The following is a 17,298-nucleotide window of genomic DNA, read 5'->3' on the forward strand; positions in this document are numbered from 1 at the left end:
TATACTTTAGTGAATCAGCCCCGCTACTCTAGGAAGATAAAGAGAAAGAGGTTCCCAGTATGTCGTAAACAGAATAATTGGGACATAACAGAAAGTGATGAAAATCATTATAGGTTTTATCATTTTATTAACGGTTACTTTTCCTGTCTTAGCCCCCATGTAAAGAATCCCTGCCATAGGAGGAGTCAACATTCCCATTCCCAGATTAACTCCCATAATAGCTGCAAAATGTATGGGATGAATTCCTAGTTTAAGAATGACAGGATAAAGTAAAGGAGTTACCAAAAGAATTCCACTCAAAGCATCCACTATCATCCCTACAAAGACCAGGAATACGTTAATAAGAAGCAAAAGAATATATTTATTTTCTGTTAGGCCCAGTAAAATATTAGAAACAGTATGTGGAACTTGCTCCATTGTATATATTCTGCTCAAAATCGCCGCAAAGAATGTCATAAGCATCATTGTCCCAGAAGCTGTGACAGAAGAACGGAGATAAAGAAACACTTTCCCTAAAGAGAGCTCGCGATACACTATAAAGCTCAATACGATAGAGTAGATTACCGCTACCGCAGCTGCTTCAGTAGGCGTCATAATCCCCCCATAAATTCCTCCCAAAATGAGCACTGGAAGAAATATTGCCCCTATGGCCGGTTTAGTCTTTTCTCTAATCAAAGCAATTTTTTCCCCAAAAGAAATGTTCGGAAGCGTCTTGACGGAGGGCATTTTTTTTACAAGATAAACGTTAACCACACTAAAAAGTAAAGTCAGAAGCAATCCTGGAATTACGGTTGACAAGAAGCAAGCAGCAACAGATTGGCTAGTTACAAACGCATACATAATCATCGTAATGCTCGGAGGAATCAATGTACTTAAAACAGCTGAGGCACTGATTAAAGCAGCTGAATAACCCCTTGGATATCCATGTCGTTCCATCTCTGGGATCATTATGGTTCCAATGGCGATTACCGATGATGCTGCAGCGCCAGAAATCGCCCCAAAAACAGCAGAAGTTACACATGCTACGACTCCAAGACCCCCTGGGATCCGACCAGCGAATGCATTGGCAAGATCAAGCAGACGACGAGCAATGCTTCCCCCTGTCACCAGATAACCAAGAGCAATAAAAAATGGCATGCTAAGGAGTGTAACTGAATTTAAACTTGTAAAACCGACTGGCAACAGGAAAGACGGATCCATCCCTTTGGTAATTGTTAAAAAAATAATAGAGACGAGAAAACCAAATGGGATCGGTACGCCAGAAAAGATCATGAAGGCAAATATAATCAGGGAGCTGACAATCATCCAATCCATGAGTCTATCTCCTCTCTGGCAACAAGCAGTTTTTCGGGCACATGGCGATCAATGAAAGCAGCCTTGAACCATTGGCCAGATTCTACGAAAAAATAGAAACTCATCAGGGCCAGGCCTACGAAAATGCTACCCTGAAAGAAGACCACCGGATAGGTGCTCCCCCAAAAAGTCGATCTTGACTGCTCGTTCATTACAAAACCCCATTTGACGTAATCAAAAGCCCAAATAAGAGCATAAAGAGCAGCAAAAGCTGAAATTAGACTCGTAATCGCATGGGACTTTGCATAATGAAGTTTATTCTTGAAAACAAGTTGAGAAATATCTGCAGAAATATGGCTCCTTTCATAAGATCCGTAGGAGCCTCCAATAAAGTAAAGCCAAAATGCAACGTAGGCCGCCAGCTCTTCAATTCCAACTAAAGGAGAATGAAAAAAATAACGCATGATTACTTCTAGGAACACCGCTACTGTTGAAAAACATATAGTAAAGAGCATCACTGCCCTTTGAGCTCTTAGCAGTAAATGCCAGATAAACAAAAGGAACGTTTTCACGCTAGCTTCCCCTTTCTACTGGAGATCTCGAGAACAACATCTATGCTCCCGAGATCTCCCCAAACGTATTGGCTTACTTTGTAACACCAAGCCCCGAAAGGACCTTGTCCATTACCTCTTTGCCAACCACATTTTCCATAATCGGCCAAGTATTTTCCCGAACTTTTGTGGCAATTTTCTTAAGTTGTTCGTCTGCCGGAAGAATAATTTTTATGCCTGCGTCACTCATCTTCTTCATATAAGACTCATCTTCAGCCTCTGCAAGGGCAAAACTCGTATCTGCATATTTTTGAGTAACTTCCTGAACTATTTTCTGAAGATCTGGGGAAAGAGAATCCCACATCTTCTTGTTCATATATACAAAGGAGTGCTGAAAATGGGTATTATACTGAACCCATACTTTGGTTATATCGAGGAAAGAGGCATAGGTGTTGTAAGGCTGTCCACCAATTTGGCAGTCAACGAGCCCAGTTTGAAGGGCTATATAAATCTCTCCCCATGGCACAGAGGCAGGGATATACCCAAGTTGTTGAGCAAGGGACTCAAAGGCCTGATTTCCGGCTGGGACACGAATCTTATAGCCGTGTTTATCAACGTCAGGGTCAACTACATCAAAGTCTGGAGCCTTACCAAAACCTGCACCACCAAATCCCTCAGCTACAACAGCAAGAGCTTTAAACCCGACTTTCTCCATTTCTTCGGACAGGATATTAAAGAGGAAGGGATCTGCGCCAGTAAAGGCTTTTTTAGCTTCATCCCAGTTCATGACACTATAGGGGAGGACTCTGATTTGTAGTGCCTTATTGTAAACTGGAGATACCGGAAGAATTCCAATGTGGACAGAACCTCGCATCATCTGCTCAGACATCTCCATCCAATCTCCCAGCTGTCCCGCAGGGAAGAGAGTAAATTTTATCTGACCGCCACTCTTTTCTTCAATTTCTTCGATCATATTCTTTGAAAGTTTGTCCACCATAGAATCAACTGGTAAATAGTGAACCCACTTCCAATTAACCGCTGCCAGAGAAGCGGTGGAGGACACTACCAATAAACAAAGGATCATAACAAACAGCGAGAACTTTTTCCGCATTTCCATCATCTCCCTTTTTTGTTAAATCTTTATTTCAAACTGGTCCTCTAAAACAATGTTACGAGCATCATTCCCCCTTTATTATTAAAAATCAGGATTAATCCATCATCTCTATGATTTCTTTTGTGCTTTTGCCTTCTATACCAATTGATTCCAAAGTTGTTCCCTGCGTCCAATAGTCAACGCCATGAAGCTGTGATGCTAAATCAACAATAGTATCAGATCGTGGAGACGGAGCACCGGATTTACGAGCAAGCTTCGCCACCGGCATAATAACGCCAGGGACATCTTCTGTAATGTAGCGACTTCTTACATCTTGACCAACAAGATCAGCATAAGGAGTTTCACGGCTATTTACATAGTCGTAAAGGGTGCGGGTTTCATTTTGACCATAATATAATTTCATGAGATCCAAAACAGGCGTCAAGGTAAAACCAAGCTTTGCACCTATTGAAATTCTCTCTTGGTCAAGAAGTTCCATCTGTTCGCTAATTAATGGCGTAATGCCATCCATGTAGTGTCTAAATGTAGCAGGATCTTTCTCTATCTGCCCATAATTTAAGAGTACAGGATAAGGATGCATTACATAATTGGCATTAGACAGGTCTTGAGCAAGAATATGCTCCGCTGGTAGAAAATTTACAAAGCCATCAAAAGCATCATTCAAAATTGATCTTACTTTCGATGCAGCTGAAGCAGGGGTGCTTGCAATGTGGATTGAAAATTTCCTCTTATAAATTGCAACGGTGTCGAAAGTCTTAATTCGGCAAGCATAAGGCATTGTTTCAGTTGTGGAGATAGTTATTCTCTTATTACAATTTACTTCCAACATCATTTTCTTCAAACGGTAGGCACCGAAATTACCTGGGATAATAATGACATGTTGCCCATTTTCTAGGTATGGAATAAGTTTTGAAAAAATAGGCGCGTGAGCAAAAGCAGGAACAACTACAAGCACTACTTCAGCAAACCTTACAGCATCAGCAATATCCATAGTCACATCTGTAAGGTTTCCACAAATATTAACATCTCCCTGAAGATAAATTCTTTTTGTCTTCTGCAGTTTGCAAAAATCTTCTGTTCTTTCAAGAGGTTCCCACATTTTTACTTGGTTTCCTTTTGCGGCGATCTGGGCGCACAAAGCACGGGCTCCATTGCCACTTCCCAGAATTGCAAATTTCATCAAGCCACTACCCCCTTATGATAACAATTTAGATAAATGAAAATACAACATGCAAAAACTTCAATATCTTCAAAAGAGAATAGTTCAACTTGTCCGATAAGTCAACTGTGAAGAAACTATTCTACTGTAACGATATTATTTAAGGGGATTCTGAGTGCAAATACGCATGAGATAGAAAAAGTGCCGAACCATAAAATTTTTCAGCAATTGTATTTAAAATATATTCAAGTGGGGAATGTTGTGTTATCTTTCCTTATGAAGGGTACGAAATTCTAATTTAATGCCGCCGCAGGGGAATATTTTCATATTGAAACTCTTCCAAGAGTTCGCTTTTATAAAAACAGAGGTTTCGCCTTTTGAATCACCTTAAAACAAAGGATACGGCTTATTGGTGCGCTTACAGCATAAGCGCATCTTCAAAGGGAGAAGATACTACGCAAATCCTTCTCCCTTTGAAGATGCACTAAAAACCTTGCTCGCGTTCTATAATGGCGCGACACATTTCTTCATCGGCAGGAGCCATGCCCTTTTGAGCTATCCTTCCAAGAATCGCAATAGTGTCATCGGCTTTTTCACAAACTAGTCCATCGCCAGGACGAATAGCGATGTGATCCATGGCAAGATAGGCCGATTCTATAGCTGTTCCAACTGCATTCGCTAATTTCATGGCACAGCCAAACTTTGCGCCATCACATAAAATTCCGCCAATACTTCCCACTACTGTATTCACTGCTTTCTCAACCTGTTCAAAGGAACCCCCTAGCTCCACTACCATGCCAGACGCGACACCCAGTCCCGCTGCAATGGCGCAGGCACACATGGGAGAAAGACGGCCGATATGACTTTTAAGGTAGATAGTGACAAGGAAACTCAGGGCGAGGGAACGTAAGAGAGTTTCGTTGCCTTTCCCTAATTCGCGAGCCATGACTACAAGGGGAAGGGAAGCTGTAATTCCTACATTTCCGCTAGTGGCACAACTCATAGCAGGGAAGCTCAGTCCTGCCATACGAGCGTCAGAGGCAGCAGCCGTCAAAGCCTTGGCTTTCATCAAGGGACTTTGGTATGGACAACCGAGCAGGCCGTGCCCAAACCTTCCCCCCGCTTGCTCTTCGAAACCAGCCTTGGCAAGAACTTCGTTCATTTCTATGGCACTTTGAAGGAATGAGATATTTTCAAGGGGTTCATTCATAGAGAAGTTGAAGAGGTCTTCAAGACTATAGCTCAATATGGCATCTTTTGAATAATCGGAAGCTGAAATCTGTTCCTGTGGTTTCTCCAGAACAATTTCTTCGTTGGCCCTGATAAGAACAACATTTGTATGGGTTTTAACAACAGTTGCCTGCCCCGTTCCATTTGTTGTCTTTACCGTGGCATCAATGTAAAGACCTACTTCCTTGCGGTTCCAGTCTATAGAGATGCGGGTTTGAGGCAGCAAGGACATCGCCCGCTTCTCATCTTCAACAGTAACATTATGCAAAACTTCAAGCCCTGCATCCGCATCTCCTGCAACAGCACCAAGAGACGCAGCTATATCAAGTCCCATATGGTTTGTACCTGGAATACCTACAGCAATAGAGTTCTTATAGGTGTCTCTATCCATGACAACCTTTACAGACTCAACTTCACCGCCTACAGCTGCTCGGGCTACACTTGTAGCAAAAGAAACAGAAGTCGGGCCTGTACATCCAAGAGCTGGTTTGACTTCATTTTTTAAGATAGTAAGCAACGATTCAACCACAATTTTTACCTCCTTGAAAGACAGAGGCTCTTGCAAGCCTCTATTATTTTCTTTACATGTGTATAATTTTCAAAGGAACATAGTTCCACATATTCATCAATTGCCATATCTGTTAGCGAACATGAGGCAATATCCAAGAGTTTAGGGCTTCTTAAACTTTATATACTCCCGCCCTTTTTTATGATTTATGACTCATTGCTGCCAATTTAGCAAACCATTTTCCTTTTATCTTTCCGCTGTGAACATCGAAGTGGAATTAGTTTCGTCGAAAGTTAATGTTCTACTGTATGAACGATTGGACATTAGCATGGGCATAGAAAGCCGTCAAGGAAGAAATTAAATACAGGGAGCAATATGGTTAAATCAGCTAACACAATAAAGGGCTACAGTTGAGAACCAACAAGAAAAGGGAACGGAAAAAGAGGAAGCATAAAATTAATTAAAATATATAGGTATAAACATACAATCTAAAAACAAAAAACGGCCTCGAAAGAGGCCGTTTTCATACTCAGCTGAGTCTTAAAGCTTGACTACATTTGCTGCCTGGTCACCTTTAGCGCCAGTTGTCACTTCAAATGTAACTCTCTGACCCTCATCAAGAGTTTTAAAGCCATCTCCCTGAATAGAGCTGAAGTGAACGAACACGTCTTTGCCCTCGTCGCTGGTGATAAATCCATAGCCCTTTGTCGCATTAAACCATTTGACTGTTCCCTGACTCAAGTTGTTGCCTCCTAATTAAACGAGTAGCCGGCAAGTAACCAGCGATAGTAAAATTATCACATTTACATACAATGGTCTAGTAGGCGCCTTTCTTTTATACAAAAAACATTAAATGGTGCCAGGTCTTGAAATTGTGCAAAAGTGCACGGATTCACATAAAACAACGAGAAATCTTCGCTTTATAAAAATGATGTCTTAACAACTTTACAAAAAGTTCTTCATCTCTCTTGAATCTGTACCTACATGCATAATTTCACTTTTTCCTTTATGTATGCTATGTTATAAGGCATGACAAGACCACTCCGAATTGAGTTCCCAGGAGCTCTTTACCATGTCACTTCCCGAGGAAACGCCCGGCAGAATATATTTAAAGACGATCTGGATCGTCGCCAGTTCCTAAAAATTTACGCCCGGAACTACAGTCGGCTTGGGTGGAGATGTTACGCCTATTGTCTTATGTCAAACCATTATCATTTTGTCATTGAAACACCCCGGCCTAATTTATCCGCTGGCATGCGGGATTTGAACGGGAATTATACACGCTTCTTTAACACGCGTCACGAACGGGTCGGCCATTTATTTCAGGGACGCTATAAAGCTTTCCTAGTCGATCGCGATGAGTATTTACTTGAAGCCGTTCGCTATGTAGAGCTAAACCCCGTTCGGGCGGAAATCGTAGCCAGCCCTGAAAAATGGAACTGGAGTAGCTACCGCAGCACTGTCGGGATAGCGAATTCGCCTGTTTGGCTTCATAGTCAGGAGGTGTTACAGCATTTTAAAGGTTCTGCTTCTCAGGCAAAAATGGAGTATTCTAGTTTCATATCTGAGGGAATACCTCATTGTGATTCTATATATGATCTCGTAAAAAAGAACCTCTACTTAGGAAATGACAGCTTTGTGGGAAACATAGAAAAGGCCATTCGAGATCAGAAAACTTTATCCTCCGAGATTCCTCGCGAGCAACATCCAGAGAGCAAACCACATAAAAGTCTTTCTTATTACGAAAAAGCCTACACAGACCAATGGGAAGGAATGGCAAGAGCTTACGAATCAGGCGACTTTACCATGTCCGAAATTGCACGTTTTTATCAGGTTCACTACAGCACCGTAAGCCGCGTTGTCAAAAAATTTCGAAAAGAATAATGGTGAAGAACGGTGCCAAACTTTGGAAATGGGCAGTTTTATAGATGATGTGCAAAGTGACATAAAAAAGGGAAAGGTCCTATTACAGGCTCTCCTCTCCCTAGTTTTCCTTTGAACAAATGACAAAATCCAAAATGAATAAAACTTTCCTCTATCTATATTCCTCTCACAGTATCTATCTTCCTTACTTATCGCTCTACTTGGTGCCCTGAATCACTAATGCACATTTTCAAGACCTGGCACCATTTAGCTGGCTTCGAGGGTAGATGTGCAGGCTGGACATCTGACTGCTTTTTCTGGAATCTCCGTTAAGCAATATGGGCAAACCTTAACGGGAGCCTTGGGAGCAGGTGCTGGTGGTTTGCGCAGCCGGTTTATATTTTTAACAAGAATAAAAACAGCAAAAGCTACAATGAGAAAGCTGATCACCGTATTTAAAAACACCCCCAAATTCAGTGTGACCGCACCCGCTTCCTGGGCCTGGGTTAAAGAAACATAAGGTTTGGGAGTGGCACCTTCCTTAAGCACCAGATAGAGATCTTTAAAATCCACGTTTCCCAGGGCTAAGCCAATAGGCGGCATAATAACATCCTTTACAAGAGACGAAACGACTCCCCCAAATGCGCCGCCTATAATGATACCCACAGCCATGTCCAGGGCATTCCCCTTCACAGCAAACTCTTTAAACTCTTTTATTATTGACATTTTCCTTCCCCCCTGTCATTAAAAAGGTATTACATTATAATTATGTTGATTATAAACAGAAAGCTAAAATGTAACAACAGACACTTTTTCAACAAAATTGCAAAACAAAGTCTGTTTCGCGAAGGCCTTTTTGATACACTTGTCGGAACCAAAGTAGGCAATCTACACAATACGTTTCAAGGCATCTTAAGATCCGTCTGCTTAAAAAACACCTGCGGCTACTATGCAGAATCTGATACCATGACACTATAAGTTCATAAATATTATACACAGCTAGATGGCTTCTAAACGCCATTATCAAATAGAGCGCCAATATAAAACAGGCATGATACCGCTATGGGTATGCAAAAATTCAAGACCTGGCACCGTGGGGGTGGGAGAATGAGACGATTTTCTATTTTGATTGGGGTTATTCTTTGTTTGAGCACTGCTGCCTTTGCTTTTGATGCCACCACTTTTAAGGGGCCGAAGGTAGAAGACCTTTATTTAGTTATTGTGCGGGATCCTGACGCCCAGCTGCTGGCCCTCGAGAAAGATGAGATTCATATTCTTTCTGACATTGCCCGGCCGGCTGATATAGAAAGGCTATCACAAAATTCTTCTGTGCTTATGTCCCTGGCCAAGGGGTTTCACGGCTTTTTCTTCGGTTTGAATCTTCGTACTTTCCCTTGGAACCGCCTTGAACTGAGACAGGCCGCCTGGGAAGCCATCCCCAGGGAGAAGCTTGTCCGCGATCTTTTTGCGGGGTACGCCGAACCCCTTTCAACTTTTTTGCCTCCTGCGTCTCCTTATTTTGAGGATGACGTGGTGAAGTATTCCCATAGTTTTGAAAAGGCTAAGGAACGTCTGGGCAACGCCGGCTGGAGCTGGAACAATAAGGGGATTCTTATGGCCCCAGCAGGGGAAGGCTCAACAGAGAAGATTACTCTTTCGCCCATGAAGCTTCTTTCTCCCACTGCTCAGGTGGCTCCAACAACCGCGGAGATTGCCGAGCGGATTGCCGCGTCTCTTCGGGGCATTGGCGTTCCCATAGAAGTGGAACCTATGGATTTTTCTGCCATGATCGCCCGCCTCGACGAGAGGAACTTCGATTCTTACGTCATGGCCTGGCAGATGACCCGTGACCCTGACTCCCTTTTCGCCTTTTACCATTCTTCCATGGATGTAAAGGGCGGCTACAATATTCCCGGCATTGCTGAACCTCGCCTCGATAAGGTTCTTGCTGAGCTTCGGTGGGCTCCTGACGAAGCATCTGCGCGGCAGGCTGCTTCAGAAAGCCAGAAGCTTCTTGCGGAGCTTGTTCCCGTGATCCCAATTTATAGCCGCTACTTTATTACGGCAGCATCTTCTTCGTGGAAGGGCTACGTGACCACTCCCTACGCTACAGCGGATAATACGTGGAGTCTTTTTCAGCTGGAACCAGCCTCCGGTGCTATGAAGCCGCTCCGCTGGGCCCTTTCAGATGAGCCCCGTTCACTCAACCCCCTTGCGGCAGGTTCGGCCTATGACTGGAGTGTGCTGGGATTTATCTATGATGCCCTCATTACCGTGGATCCGGAAACTCTTCTGGATTTGCCGTGGATTGCAGAGTCATGGACTATTGACACTGCCGATGGGGGAACAAGGCTGACCTTCCATCTGAAGGAAGGGCTCATCTGGCAGGATGGCCGTCCCATTACTGCTGGAGATAGCGCCTACACCATTCAGTATCTGCGAGAGCACCAGCCGCCCCGCTATTACGATTCTGTTCGGGATGTGGCCTCTGTAGAGACACCTGACGACCTGACCCTTGTGGTTACTATGAATTCCACCAGTTACTGGCACCTCCACAACATTGGCGGTCTGCCCATCTTCCCCCGCCATGTTCTTGAGCAGGTAAAGGACTGGCGAAGCTGGAAACCGGCTGAAACCTGGCTTGACAAAGATAAAAAACTCACCCAGCTCATGGGGTCGGGGCCTTTTATTTTCAGAGAATACCGTCCCGGCGAATATGTGCATCTTACCCGTAATCCCGCCTTCTGGCTTCTGAACAGCAGGTGGAAGAGATGAAAAATTACTGGTTGCGAAGGGTTGCAGGCTCTTTTCTGGTGCTGCTCGTAGTGCTCATTTTAAATTTCTTGCTTTTTCGCCTTATGCCGGGAGATCCTGTGGCCTCTATTCTCGATCCACGCTTTTCTCCTGAAGCAAAAGCTGAGTTACAACGGCTTTACGGCCTCGACAAGCCTTTAAGCTTTCAGTTTTTGCTCTATATGAAACAGATGGTTACTTTCGAGTTTGGCTATTCCTTTTTAACAGGTCGCCCTGTATGGGATGAGCTGGCCTCGCGCCTTCCCAATACCGTGGCCCTTCTGGGGAGCGCCCTTTTCCTTTCCGCTCTTCTTGGAACCTGGCTCGGGATCCAGGCTGCGCTGGAACGGGGCCGCTGGCTCGAGAAGATGGTGCTATGGAGCGGTGCCGTTTCTTTTTCTTTCCCTTCTTTTTTCGTGCAGCTGGTGCTCCTCATGACCTTTGCCTACGCTATTCCGGTTTTCCCCTTGCGCGGGAGCATTTCTGTTCCTCCGCCCACGGCCTTCTGGGCCAGGGTTTCTGACTATATGTGGCATCTCGCCCTTCCTGTAAGCTCTCTGGTTCTTCTCAGTTTTGGCGGATGGGCCCTTTACGTACGAAATCTTATGGTGAGGGTTATGGGTGAGGATTTTATTCTCATGGGCCGTGCCCGAGGACTTCCACAGAAGCGCATTGTCTGGAATCACGCTTTCCGCACCCTCCTGCCTCCCCTTTTGACAATCCTCCTTCTCTCTTTGCCCGGAGTTATTTCAGGAGCGGTCATAACGGAAACTGTTTTTTCCCTCCACGGAGTGGGACGTTTTCTGCTCGAAGCGGTGACTGGTCAGGACTACCCTGCCGCCGGAGCTTCCTTTTACCTTTTAGCCATCATGACGGTGTTCTGCAACCTCGTCGCAGACCTCCTCTACGGCCTGGTCGATCCCCGTGTCCGCTTTGAAAGGAGGGGGCGCTGATGAGAGGCCTTTTCACTCGATGGAGTTTTATCACTCTCTTGCTCCTTCTGTCCGTCGGTTTTCTTGGGTCTCACTTTTTTACCATTTCTCCCAACTTAGAGGTGGCGCCGCCCTTTTCAACGCCCTTATGGCTTAACAGGAACCTTCCTCCCACCATGGCCATAACCCTTTCAGATACGTCGGTGGAGGCCCATGTGGATTGGGAGTATGAAGCCCCATCCCAGGTTCATCTTTCTGGGAAGGTGACCCTCGCCGCTCCAGCAGCCCTTATCTGGGAAACCCCGTCAAAAAGAATGATTCTTCAGAAGCTCCCTGGAGGAGCCAGCTTCTTTGACATTGACAGCCGAGACCTCTCCTTTAAACAGATGCTGGGGCTCAGCCCCTTCACCCAGGTAGCCGGAGCGCTTTTTTCAGAGAAGGGGAAATACTCCCTGAAGCTGGAACCTGCTCAGGCCATAGATGGAACCATCATCCTCCACCTGAAAGGAGGCCGATGGGGATTTCTGGGAACTGACCAGCGGGGGCGGGATATTTTTGCCCTCTTTATCGCCGGAATCCGGGTTTCTCTTATCGTCGGCATTTCTGCTACCCTTCTCGCTTCTTTGCTGGGGCTCTTCTTCGGCCTGGCAAGCGGATATAAAGGAGGTTGGGTGGATGGGGCCATTATGCGCGCCGTGGATATTCTTCTCTCCATTCCCATTCTTCCCATCCTTATGGTGCTTGCCGCTTTCTGGGGCAAGGGATTGTGGCAGCTAGTGCTCATACTTTCACTCTTTTCGTGGATGGGAACCGCCAGAACAGTTAGAGCCATGACGTTATCGCTGCGGGACAGCTATTATATTGAAGGGCTGCGCGGCCTTGGCGCACCCACCTTTTATATTCTGTGGCGCCATCTGCTGCCCGAGACCCTTCCCCTTCTTCTGGCCAATATAGCTCTGGGCGTTCCCGGAGCCATTCTGGCAGAGGCAGGTATCTCTTTTCTCGGCCTCTCCGACCCCCGCATCATCTCTTGGGGGCGAATGCTTCATGAAGCCCATTCCTTCGGGGCTTTCACCCAGGGAGCGTGGTGGATGCTGATCCCTCCGGGATTGGGCATTACTCTGCTGTGTCTGATTTTCCTTGACCTCGGCAAGTTTCTGGAGGAACAGGTGGATCCTCAACTGAAGGAGGCTCGTCGGCTATGATTGAAATCGTTGATCTTTCCATTACCTATAAAACCGAAAGCCACGACGTGTCAGCTGTAAAGAATGCCTTCCTCTCCATACCCCGTGGGAGGATCACTGGCCTTGTGGGAGAATCAGGGAGCGGAAAAAGTTCGCTGCTTATGGCCATTCCAGGACTCCTCCCTTCAAACACAGAGGTGTCTGGAGCCGTTATTTTCGACAATCTCAATCTTATCTCTCTCCGGCCGGAAATGCTCAACGCCATCCGCTGGAAGGATATCGCCCTCATCCCCCAGGGGGCCATGAATTCCTTTACTCCTGTGCTGACCATTGGGAAGCATATAGAAGAAGTTCTCGCAATCCATCTTGGACTTTCGGGAGAAGCGCGCAGACATCGCTGCCGCTCCCTTCTTGAGGAAGCTGATCTTGAGTGGTCCCTGGCCAATCGGTACCCTCATGAACTCTCTGGGGGACAGAAGCAGCGTGCCGCCATCGCCACAGCCCTGGCCTGCGACCCAGACTTTCTTCTCGCTGATGAACCGACTACCGCACTAGACGTCATTACACAAAAGGAAATTATCCTTACTTTGGAACGATTGGCCCGAGGCAGAAACATGGGCCTTCTCCTCGTAACCCACGACCTGCCACTGGCCGTCCAGATCTGCGACGCCATCGCCGTGATGCATGAGGGAGAGATCGTGGAAGAGGGGGCCCCCGCTGATATTGTCACAAAACCTCGCCACAGACATACGACACAACTCGTGAAAGCATTGCTGGAACTGGAAGGTGAATACGTATGACAAACCCTATAGCAAAGACAGATAAGGTTAGCGTCTTCTACCCCTCAAGGGATGGTAAAAATTCGGGACAATGGGCCCTTCGCAACATTTCCCTCTCTCTTCAGCAGGGGGAAAGTCTGGCTTTGATAGGAGAATCAGGAAGCGGAAAAACTTCACTTCTCAGGGTTCTGCTTGGTCTGATAAGTCCAACTGAAGGAAATGTGGAACTCTTTGGTGAGAACATCGACAAATGTTCCCACTCCCAGCTTATAGAGCTAAGGAGAAGATGCGGCTATGTGCCCCAGGATCCTTACGGAAGCCTGCCGCCCACCCTTACCGTCCTCGATGCTGTTGCAGAACCCTGGATTATCGTGAATGGGCGAAAATCTCGTCTTGAGGCCTATAGCAAGGCCCGCCGCCTTTTAAAAACCCTCGGCATAGAAGAGGAGCGCATTCTTCTATCAAGGGTCCGCTCCGGATTATCAGGGGGGCAGCGTCAGCGAGTTTCTATTGCGCGATCTCTGATTCTGGAGCCTGCCCTGCTGCTGTGCGACGAGCCCACAAGCATGCAGGACGCTTCTACCAGAAGTGAAATTATCCATGTGCTCAATGAAAGGGTGAAAGAGGGGATGGCCATGGTCTTTGTCACCCATGATCTCTATCTGGCCCGTGGGGCGGCAAAACGAGGCATTGTCCTCCTCGAGGGAGAATGTTGCGAAGAGAACTCTACAGAAGCCCTGCTCTCCGCACCGAAACATGCCTATACGAGGGCTCTTGTAGCAGCTATTCCTACGCTTTCCGCCATACGTGGAGACTCAGGAAAAACCCTCCGGCAAGGGCAGTAACCCCGATGAAGGCCATGACATTTCCCAAGCCAAAGAAGCCCCCTCCGTAGCTGATGATAAAAGGGGTAAAAATAAAACCCGATTCCATGAGCAGGGTGCCGATGGCAATGCCTTTGGGCCTCAGCCGCTCGGGAAAAACATCTGGCATAAGGGCCAGTATCATAGGGAAACCTAAACCCATTCCCAATCCATAGATGAGTCCCAAAAGGAAAAATAAATGGTTTGAAAAGGCAAAGCGCGTTCCAACCACAACAGCTCCCATTAAGGTGATGGCAAGGGCAGCTCCTGTTCTTCTGTCGATGAGATCCATAAATCTCGTGGCAAAAAGCCGCAAGGAAAGAGAAACCCCGGCATTTGCGGCCACAAAGGAGCTGGCAATCAAACCTCGGGAGCGTATAAAGGCCGGCATATACTGTAATGTGGAGGTATTGACAAAAGACCAGGTTAAAAGTGTTAAAACAAGAGGCCAGAACCCTTTCACACGAACCATTTCACCCCAGCTGCCCCATTGCTGTGAAGAAGCCGGAAATGCCCCCTTTGAATCTTGGTCTGGCGAAAGGCTGTTTTCCTGAGAACCTGATTCAGAATTGACTTTGCTTTCTTTTGAGAAATTTTTGAGTTTCGGGAGTTTTTTTGAGATCAGGAACGTTGCAGCAGCGACAGCCGGTGCCAGGGCCAGAAAGGCTTGGACACTTATGGAGGAAATAAGAAACTCACTTAGAGGCACTATGGAAAGTTGCGGCAGCACATAGGCCACGGCTATCCACGCATAGAGGCTTCCCCTTCGCTCTTCCGGGATGCTCAGGGCCTGATACGTGGTCACAGCAAGCATGACAACGCCATAAAAAAGACCCATGAGTCCTCGAGCAACAAGGAGGGCATTAAAGGATCGGAAAAAGAGAAGAGGCATAGAGCAGCAAAAAAGAAAAACCGATGCGTAGAGAAGGCTTTTTCTCACCCCGAGCTTTTCGTTTAATATGCTGCCTGCCGGACGCATAAGCATGGAACCCACACTGAAGATACTCATGAGCCAGCCAGAAAGAGCCAAGGGGATCCCCTGCCGCTGCAAGGCTACAGGATACAAAAAGAACATGGATAGATAGGCTTGCCCAAGATAGGTAACGAGCCAGCACAGAAAAAAGGTCCGACGATCATACTCCGATGTCATGCCATGGGCCCCCCTTAAATTACTCTGCTGTTTTTAATCGAAAGACGGTTTTTGCTCTAGCTTTCGCAATGCCGCTTCAAGGTGCTTGCACTGCTTGCGATTGACAAATGCCGGGCAGGTACATGCCCGGTGAAGGATATCCACAGCATAATCTTCAGAACCGTGGGCAATGAAAATGGTGGGTGTGATCCGCTCTAAACGAACAGCATTCAAATCTGCCTTGAGAACTGCTTTTCCTGAATGCTCGTCAATAGCCTTATTCGACAGCAGGTCCGCATTGCTGTTTTCCTTTCTTGGAACCCACTCGAAGGTTGCCTGGCATCCTTTGAGCAGACTCTGGGCTTCCTCCCAGAGTTCCTTCAAGTGAGGGCTGTTGACCTTCCACTCTTTTTTCATCTGACAAATAACGAGACGGCTATCTCCTCGAATCACAATTTTTTTAATTCCTCTAAGCTGTATTTCTCGAAGGAGGAGGAGCAGACCTCCGTACTCAGCTTCGTTATTTGTTTGTGAGCCGAGGTAGGCAAATTTTTGCCATACCATGTGTCCTTCTTCGTTGTACAGAACAGCTCCAGCCCCGGCTTCACCGGGGTTTCCCCTCGACGCTCCGTCAAAATGACCGCTATACATTGTTGTTACCGCCATTTTTCTGCCCTATGGCTTTAAGGAAACGCAGGGTTGAATCTTCCCACCGCGGCATAAAAATGCCGAATTCTTCTAAGGGGAAGGAGTCAAGAGAGCTCATGGCTGGACGCTGGGCAAGGGTTCTGAATTCATTGCTCTGTGCCTGAACAATGTTCTTTTTCCATCCTATTTCTTTAAGGGCAAAAGAAGCCCACTCATAACGGCTGCACCGTCCGCTGCACGACAGATGATAGGTTCCCCACGCGCGAAGGGTTAGAAGTTCCATTACACGCTCCGCAAGATCAGGTGCGTATGTAGGGCTTGAGATCTGATCTGAGACAATTTTTAGCTCATCCTTCTCTCGGCTCCACCGCAGAACCTTTTTGAGAAAGTTCGATTCTTCCCTTCCTTCTGGCCCGAAGACCCAGCTCACCCGTACGATGAGAAAACGGCGGATGTGATCTTTTACAAATTCTTCTCCCAGAAGTTTTGTCTGTCCATATACATTAATAGGATCCGGTTTATCTGCGATGGTCCATGACCGGACGCTTTTTCCGTTAAAAACATAATCAGAACTGAAGGTTACAAGGGGAATCCCCAGTTCTTCTGCTGCGATGGCCAGGTTCCTTGGGCCAATGGCATTGACCATATAGGCGCCCCGCCAGTTCTGCTCGGCGCTGTCCACATCATTCCACGCCGCGCAATTTATAACGACATCAGGCTTTTCCTCCTGCATTCGTTTTCGCACTCTTGTGATGTCTGTTATATCAAGCTCCTGGCGGGAATATACAGCGAAAGGCAGATTTTCCTCTTTTAAAAGCCGCTGGAAGGCAAGGGCTAACTGGCCGCCCCCTCCTGTTATAAAAAACTTCATGCCTCTCTCCTCCCTAGATGTAGTGTTCAACATTCTATCATAATGGAAGCATTTTTCTGGAGTGTTATTGACCTTTCAAAACAAGAAAACGCTCGTAGAACATGATCGCCATGGCGGCAAAAAGGGCGAGAGCAGCTGCCACAAAGACCTGGATCATACCTAACTTGAGGGGTGGCGATGGGAATAAGGATAGTGAAGCTAAAAAGAAACTGCAGCTGCTTCTTGTCAGGAACGCGGACGGCATAAGCTGCCGGAAAGAACGGCGGTCAGTGGAAGGTTCGTTAAAAAGAGGGTCGGGAAATCATCCGACCCTCCATACTTATGGCCTTTTAAAAGCAAGTAACTTACAACGGCAAGACGCTTACATTCCCGCGTAGAGGG

The 17,298-nt window shown here is 46.5% G+C and carries 16 protein-coding genes; 6 read left to right on the plus strand and 10 right to left on the minus strand.

What is annotated here, in order from left to right:
• Positions 1 to 6: 6 nt before the first annotated feature.
• The 6 genes from B2U56_RS02140 to B2U56_RS02165 form a co-directional block, all read right to left on the minus strand.
• Positions 7 to 1,314, minus strand: coding sequence for a TRAP transporter large permease (locus B2U56_RS02140; protein ID WP_286951963.1), 1,308 nt, complete (start codon positions 1,312 to 1,314; stop codon positions 7 to 9).
• A complete protein-coding gene (locus tag B2U56_RS02145; RefSeq protein ID WP_286951965.1) occupies positions 1,302 to 1,865 on the minus strand; it encodes a TRAP transporter small permease in 564 nt (187 codons plus the stop codon). Before B2U56_RS02145 ends, B2U56_RS02140 begins: the two co-directional genes overlap by 13 nt.
• Before the next feature lie 73 nt (positions 1,866 to 1,938).
• Positions 1,939 to 2,955 carry a TRAP transporter substrate-binding protein DctP gene (gene dctP / locus B2U56_RS02150; RefSeq protein ID WP_286951967.1) on the minus strand — a complete coding sequence of 339 codons (1,017 nt, stop codon included), beginning with the start codon at positions 2,953 to 2,955 and terminating at the stop codon, positions 1,939 to 1,941.
• A gap of 97 nt (positions 2,956 to 3,052) precedes the next feature.
• A complete protein-coding gene (locus B2U56_RS02155) occupies positions 3,053 to 4,138 on the minus strand; it encodes an NAD/NADP-dependent octopine/nopaline dehydrogenase family protein (RefSeq protein ID WP_286951985.1) in 1,086 nt (361 codons plus the stop codon).
• A 463-nt stretch (positions 4,139 to 4,601) separates the two neighbouring features.
• Positions 4,602 to 5,876: a serine dehydratase subunit alpha family protein gene (locus tag B2U56_RS02160; RefSeq protein ID WP_286951968.1), complete on the minus strand. Its 1,275-nt coding sequence runs from the start codon at positions 5,874 to 5,876 to the stop codon at positions 4,602 to 4,604.
• A 519-nt stretch (positions 5,877 to 6,395) separates the two neighbouring features.
• Entirely contained in the window at positions 6,396 to 6,596 is a 201-nt protein-coding gene (locus B2U56_RS02165) for a cold-shock protein (protein ID WP_286951969.1), read from the minus strand.
• 288 nt (positions 6,597 to 6,884) lie between these two features.
• Here B2U56_RS02165 and B2U56_RS02170 point away from each other — a divergent pair, with 288 nt between their 5' ends.
• Positions 6,885 to 7,739, plus strand: coding sequence for a transposase (locus tag B2U56_RS02170; RefSeq protein WP_286951970.1), 855 nt, complete (start codon positions 6,885 to 6,887; stop codon positions 7,737 to 7,739).
• A 246-nt stretch (positions 7,740 to 7,985) separates the two neighbouring features.
• On the opposite strand, the gene mscL is transcribed toward B2U56_RS02170, so the two are convergent.
• Entirely contained in the window at positions 7,986 to 8,444 is a 459-nt protein-coding gene (gene mscL / locus B2U56_RS02175; protein WP_213700673.1) for a large-conductance mechanosensitive channel protein MscL, read from the minus strand.
• 381 nt (positions 8,445 to 8,825) lie between these two features.
• On the opposite strand from mscL, the gene B2U56_RS02180 reads away from it, so the two are divergent.
• The 5 genes from B2U56_RS02180 to B2U56_RS02200 are packed head-to-tail and all read left to right on the plus strand — an operon-like array spanning position 8,826 to position 14,251.
• Positions 8,826 to 10,493, plus strand: a complete 1,668-nt coding sequence (locus B2U56_RS02180; RefSeq protein ID WP_286951971.1) for an ABC transporter substrate-binding protein — start codon at positions 8,826 to 8,828, stop codon at positions 10,491 to 10,493.
• Entirely contained in the window at positions 10,490 to 11,464 is a 975-nt protein-coding gene (locus tag B2U56_RS02185; protein ID WP_013049153.1) for an ABC transporter permease, read from the plus strand. The genes B2U56_RS02180 and B2U56_RS02185 overlap by 4 nt, the downstream gene beginning before the upstream one ends.
• Entirely contained in the window at positions 11,464 to 12,648 is a 1,185-nt protein-coding gene (locus B2U56_RS02190; RefSeq protein ID WP_013049154.1) for an ABC transporter permease, read from the plus strand. Before B2U56_RS02185 ends, B2U56_RS02190 begins: the two co-directional genes overlap by 1 nt.
• Entirely contained in the window at positions 12,645 to 13,427 is a 783-nt protein-coding gene (locus B2U56_RS02195) for an ABC transporter ATP-binding protein (RefSeq protein WP_013049155.1), read from the plus strand. The genes B2U56_RS02190 and B2U56_RS02195 overlap by 4 nt, the downstream gene beginning before the upstream one ends.
• A complete protein-coding gene (locus B2U56_RS02200) occupies positions 13,424 to 14,251 on the plus strand; it encodes an ABC transporter ATP-binding protein (RefSeq protein ID WP_013049156.1) in 828 nt (275 codons plus the stop codon). Before B2U56_RS02195 ends, B2U56_RS02200 begins: the two co-directional genes overlap by 4 nt.
• Here B2U56_RS02200 and B2U56_RS02205 read toward each other — a convergent pair.
• The 3 genes from B2U56_RS02205 to rfbD are packed head-to-tail and all read right to left on the minus strand — an operon-like array spanning position 14,196 to position 16,917.
• On the minus strand, positions 14,196 to 15,419 hold the full coding sequence (locus tag B2U56_RS02205; RefSeq protein WP_286951975.1) for an MFS transporter: 1,224 nt from the start codon (positions 15,417 to 15,419) through the stop codon (positions 14,196 to 14,198). The genes B2U56_RS02200 and B2U56_RS02205 overlap by 56 nt on opposite strands.
• Before the next feature lie 33 nt (positions 15,420 to 15,452).
• Positions 15,453 to 16,064 (minus strand): ribonuclease HI family protein, encoded by a 612-nt coding sequence (locus B2U56_RS02210; RefSeq protein WP_211204278.1) that lies wholly within the window; start codon positions 16,062 to 16,064, stop codon positions 15,453 to 15,455.
• The gene (rfbD, locus tag B2U56_RS02215; protein WP_013049159.1) at positions 16,042 to 16,917 is read right to left on the minus strand and encodes a dTDP-4-dehydrorhamnose reductase; all 876 of its coding nucleotides are present in this window, start codon (positions 16,915 to 16,917) and stop codon (positions 16,042 to 16,044) included. Before rfbD ends, B2U56_RS02210 begins: the two co-directional genes overlap by 23 nt.
• Between the last annotated feature and the right edge of the window lie 381 nt (positions 16,918 to 17,298).

It is taken from the genome of Aminobacterium sp. UBA4987 (genome assembly GCF_002396985.1).
Lineage (GTDB): Bacteria > Synergistota > Synergistia > Synergistales > Aminobacteriaceae > Aminobacterium > Aminobacterium colombiense.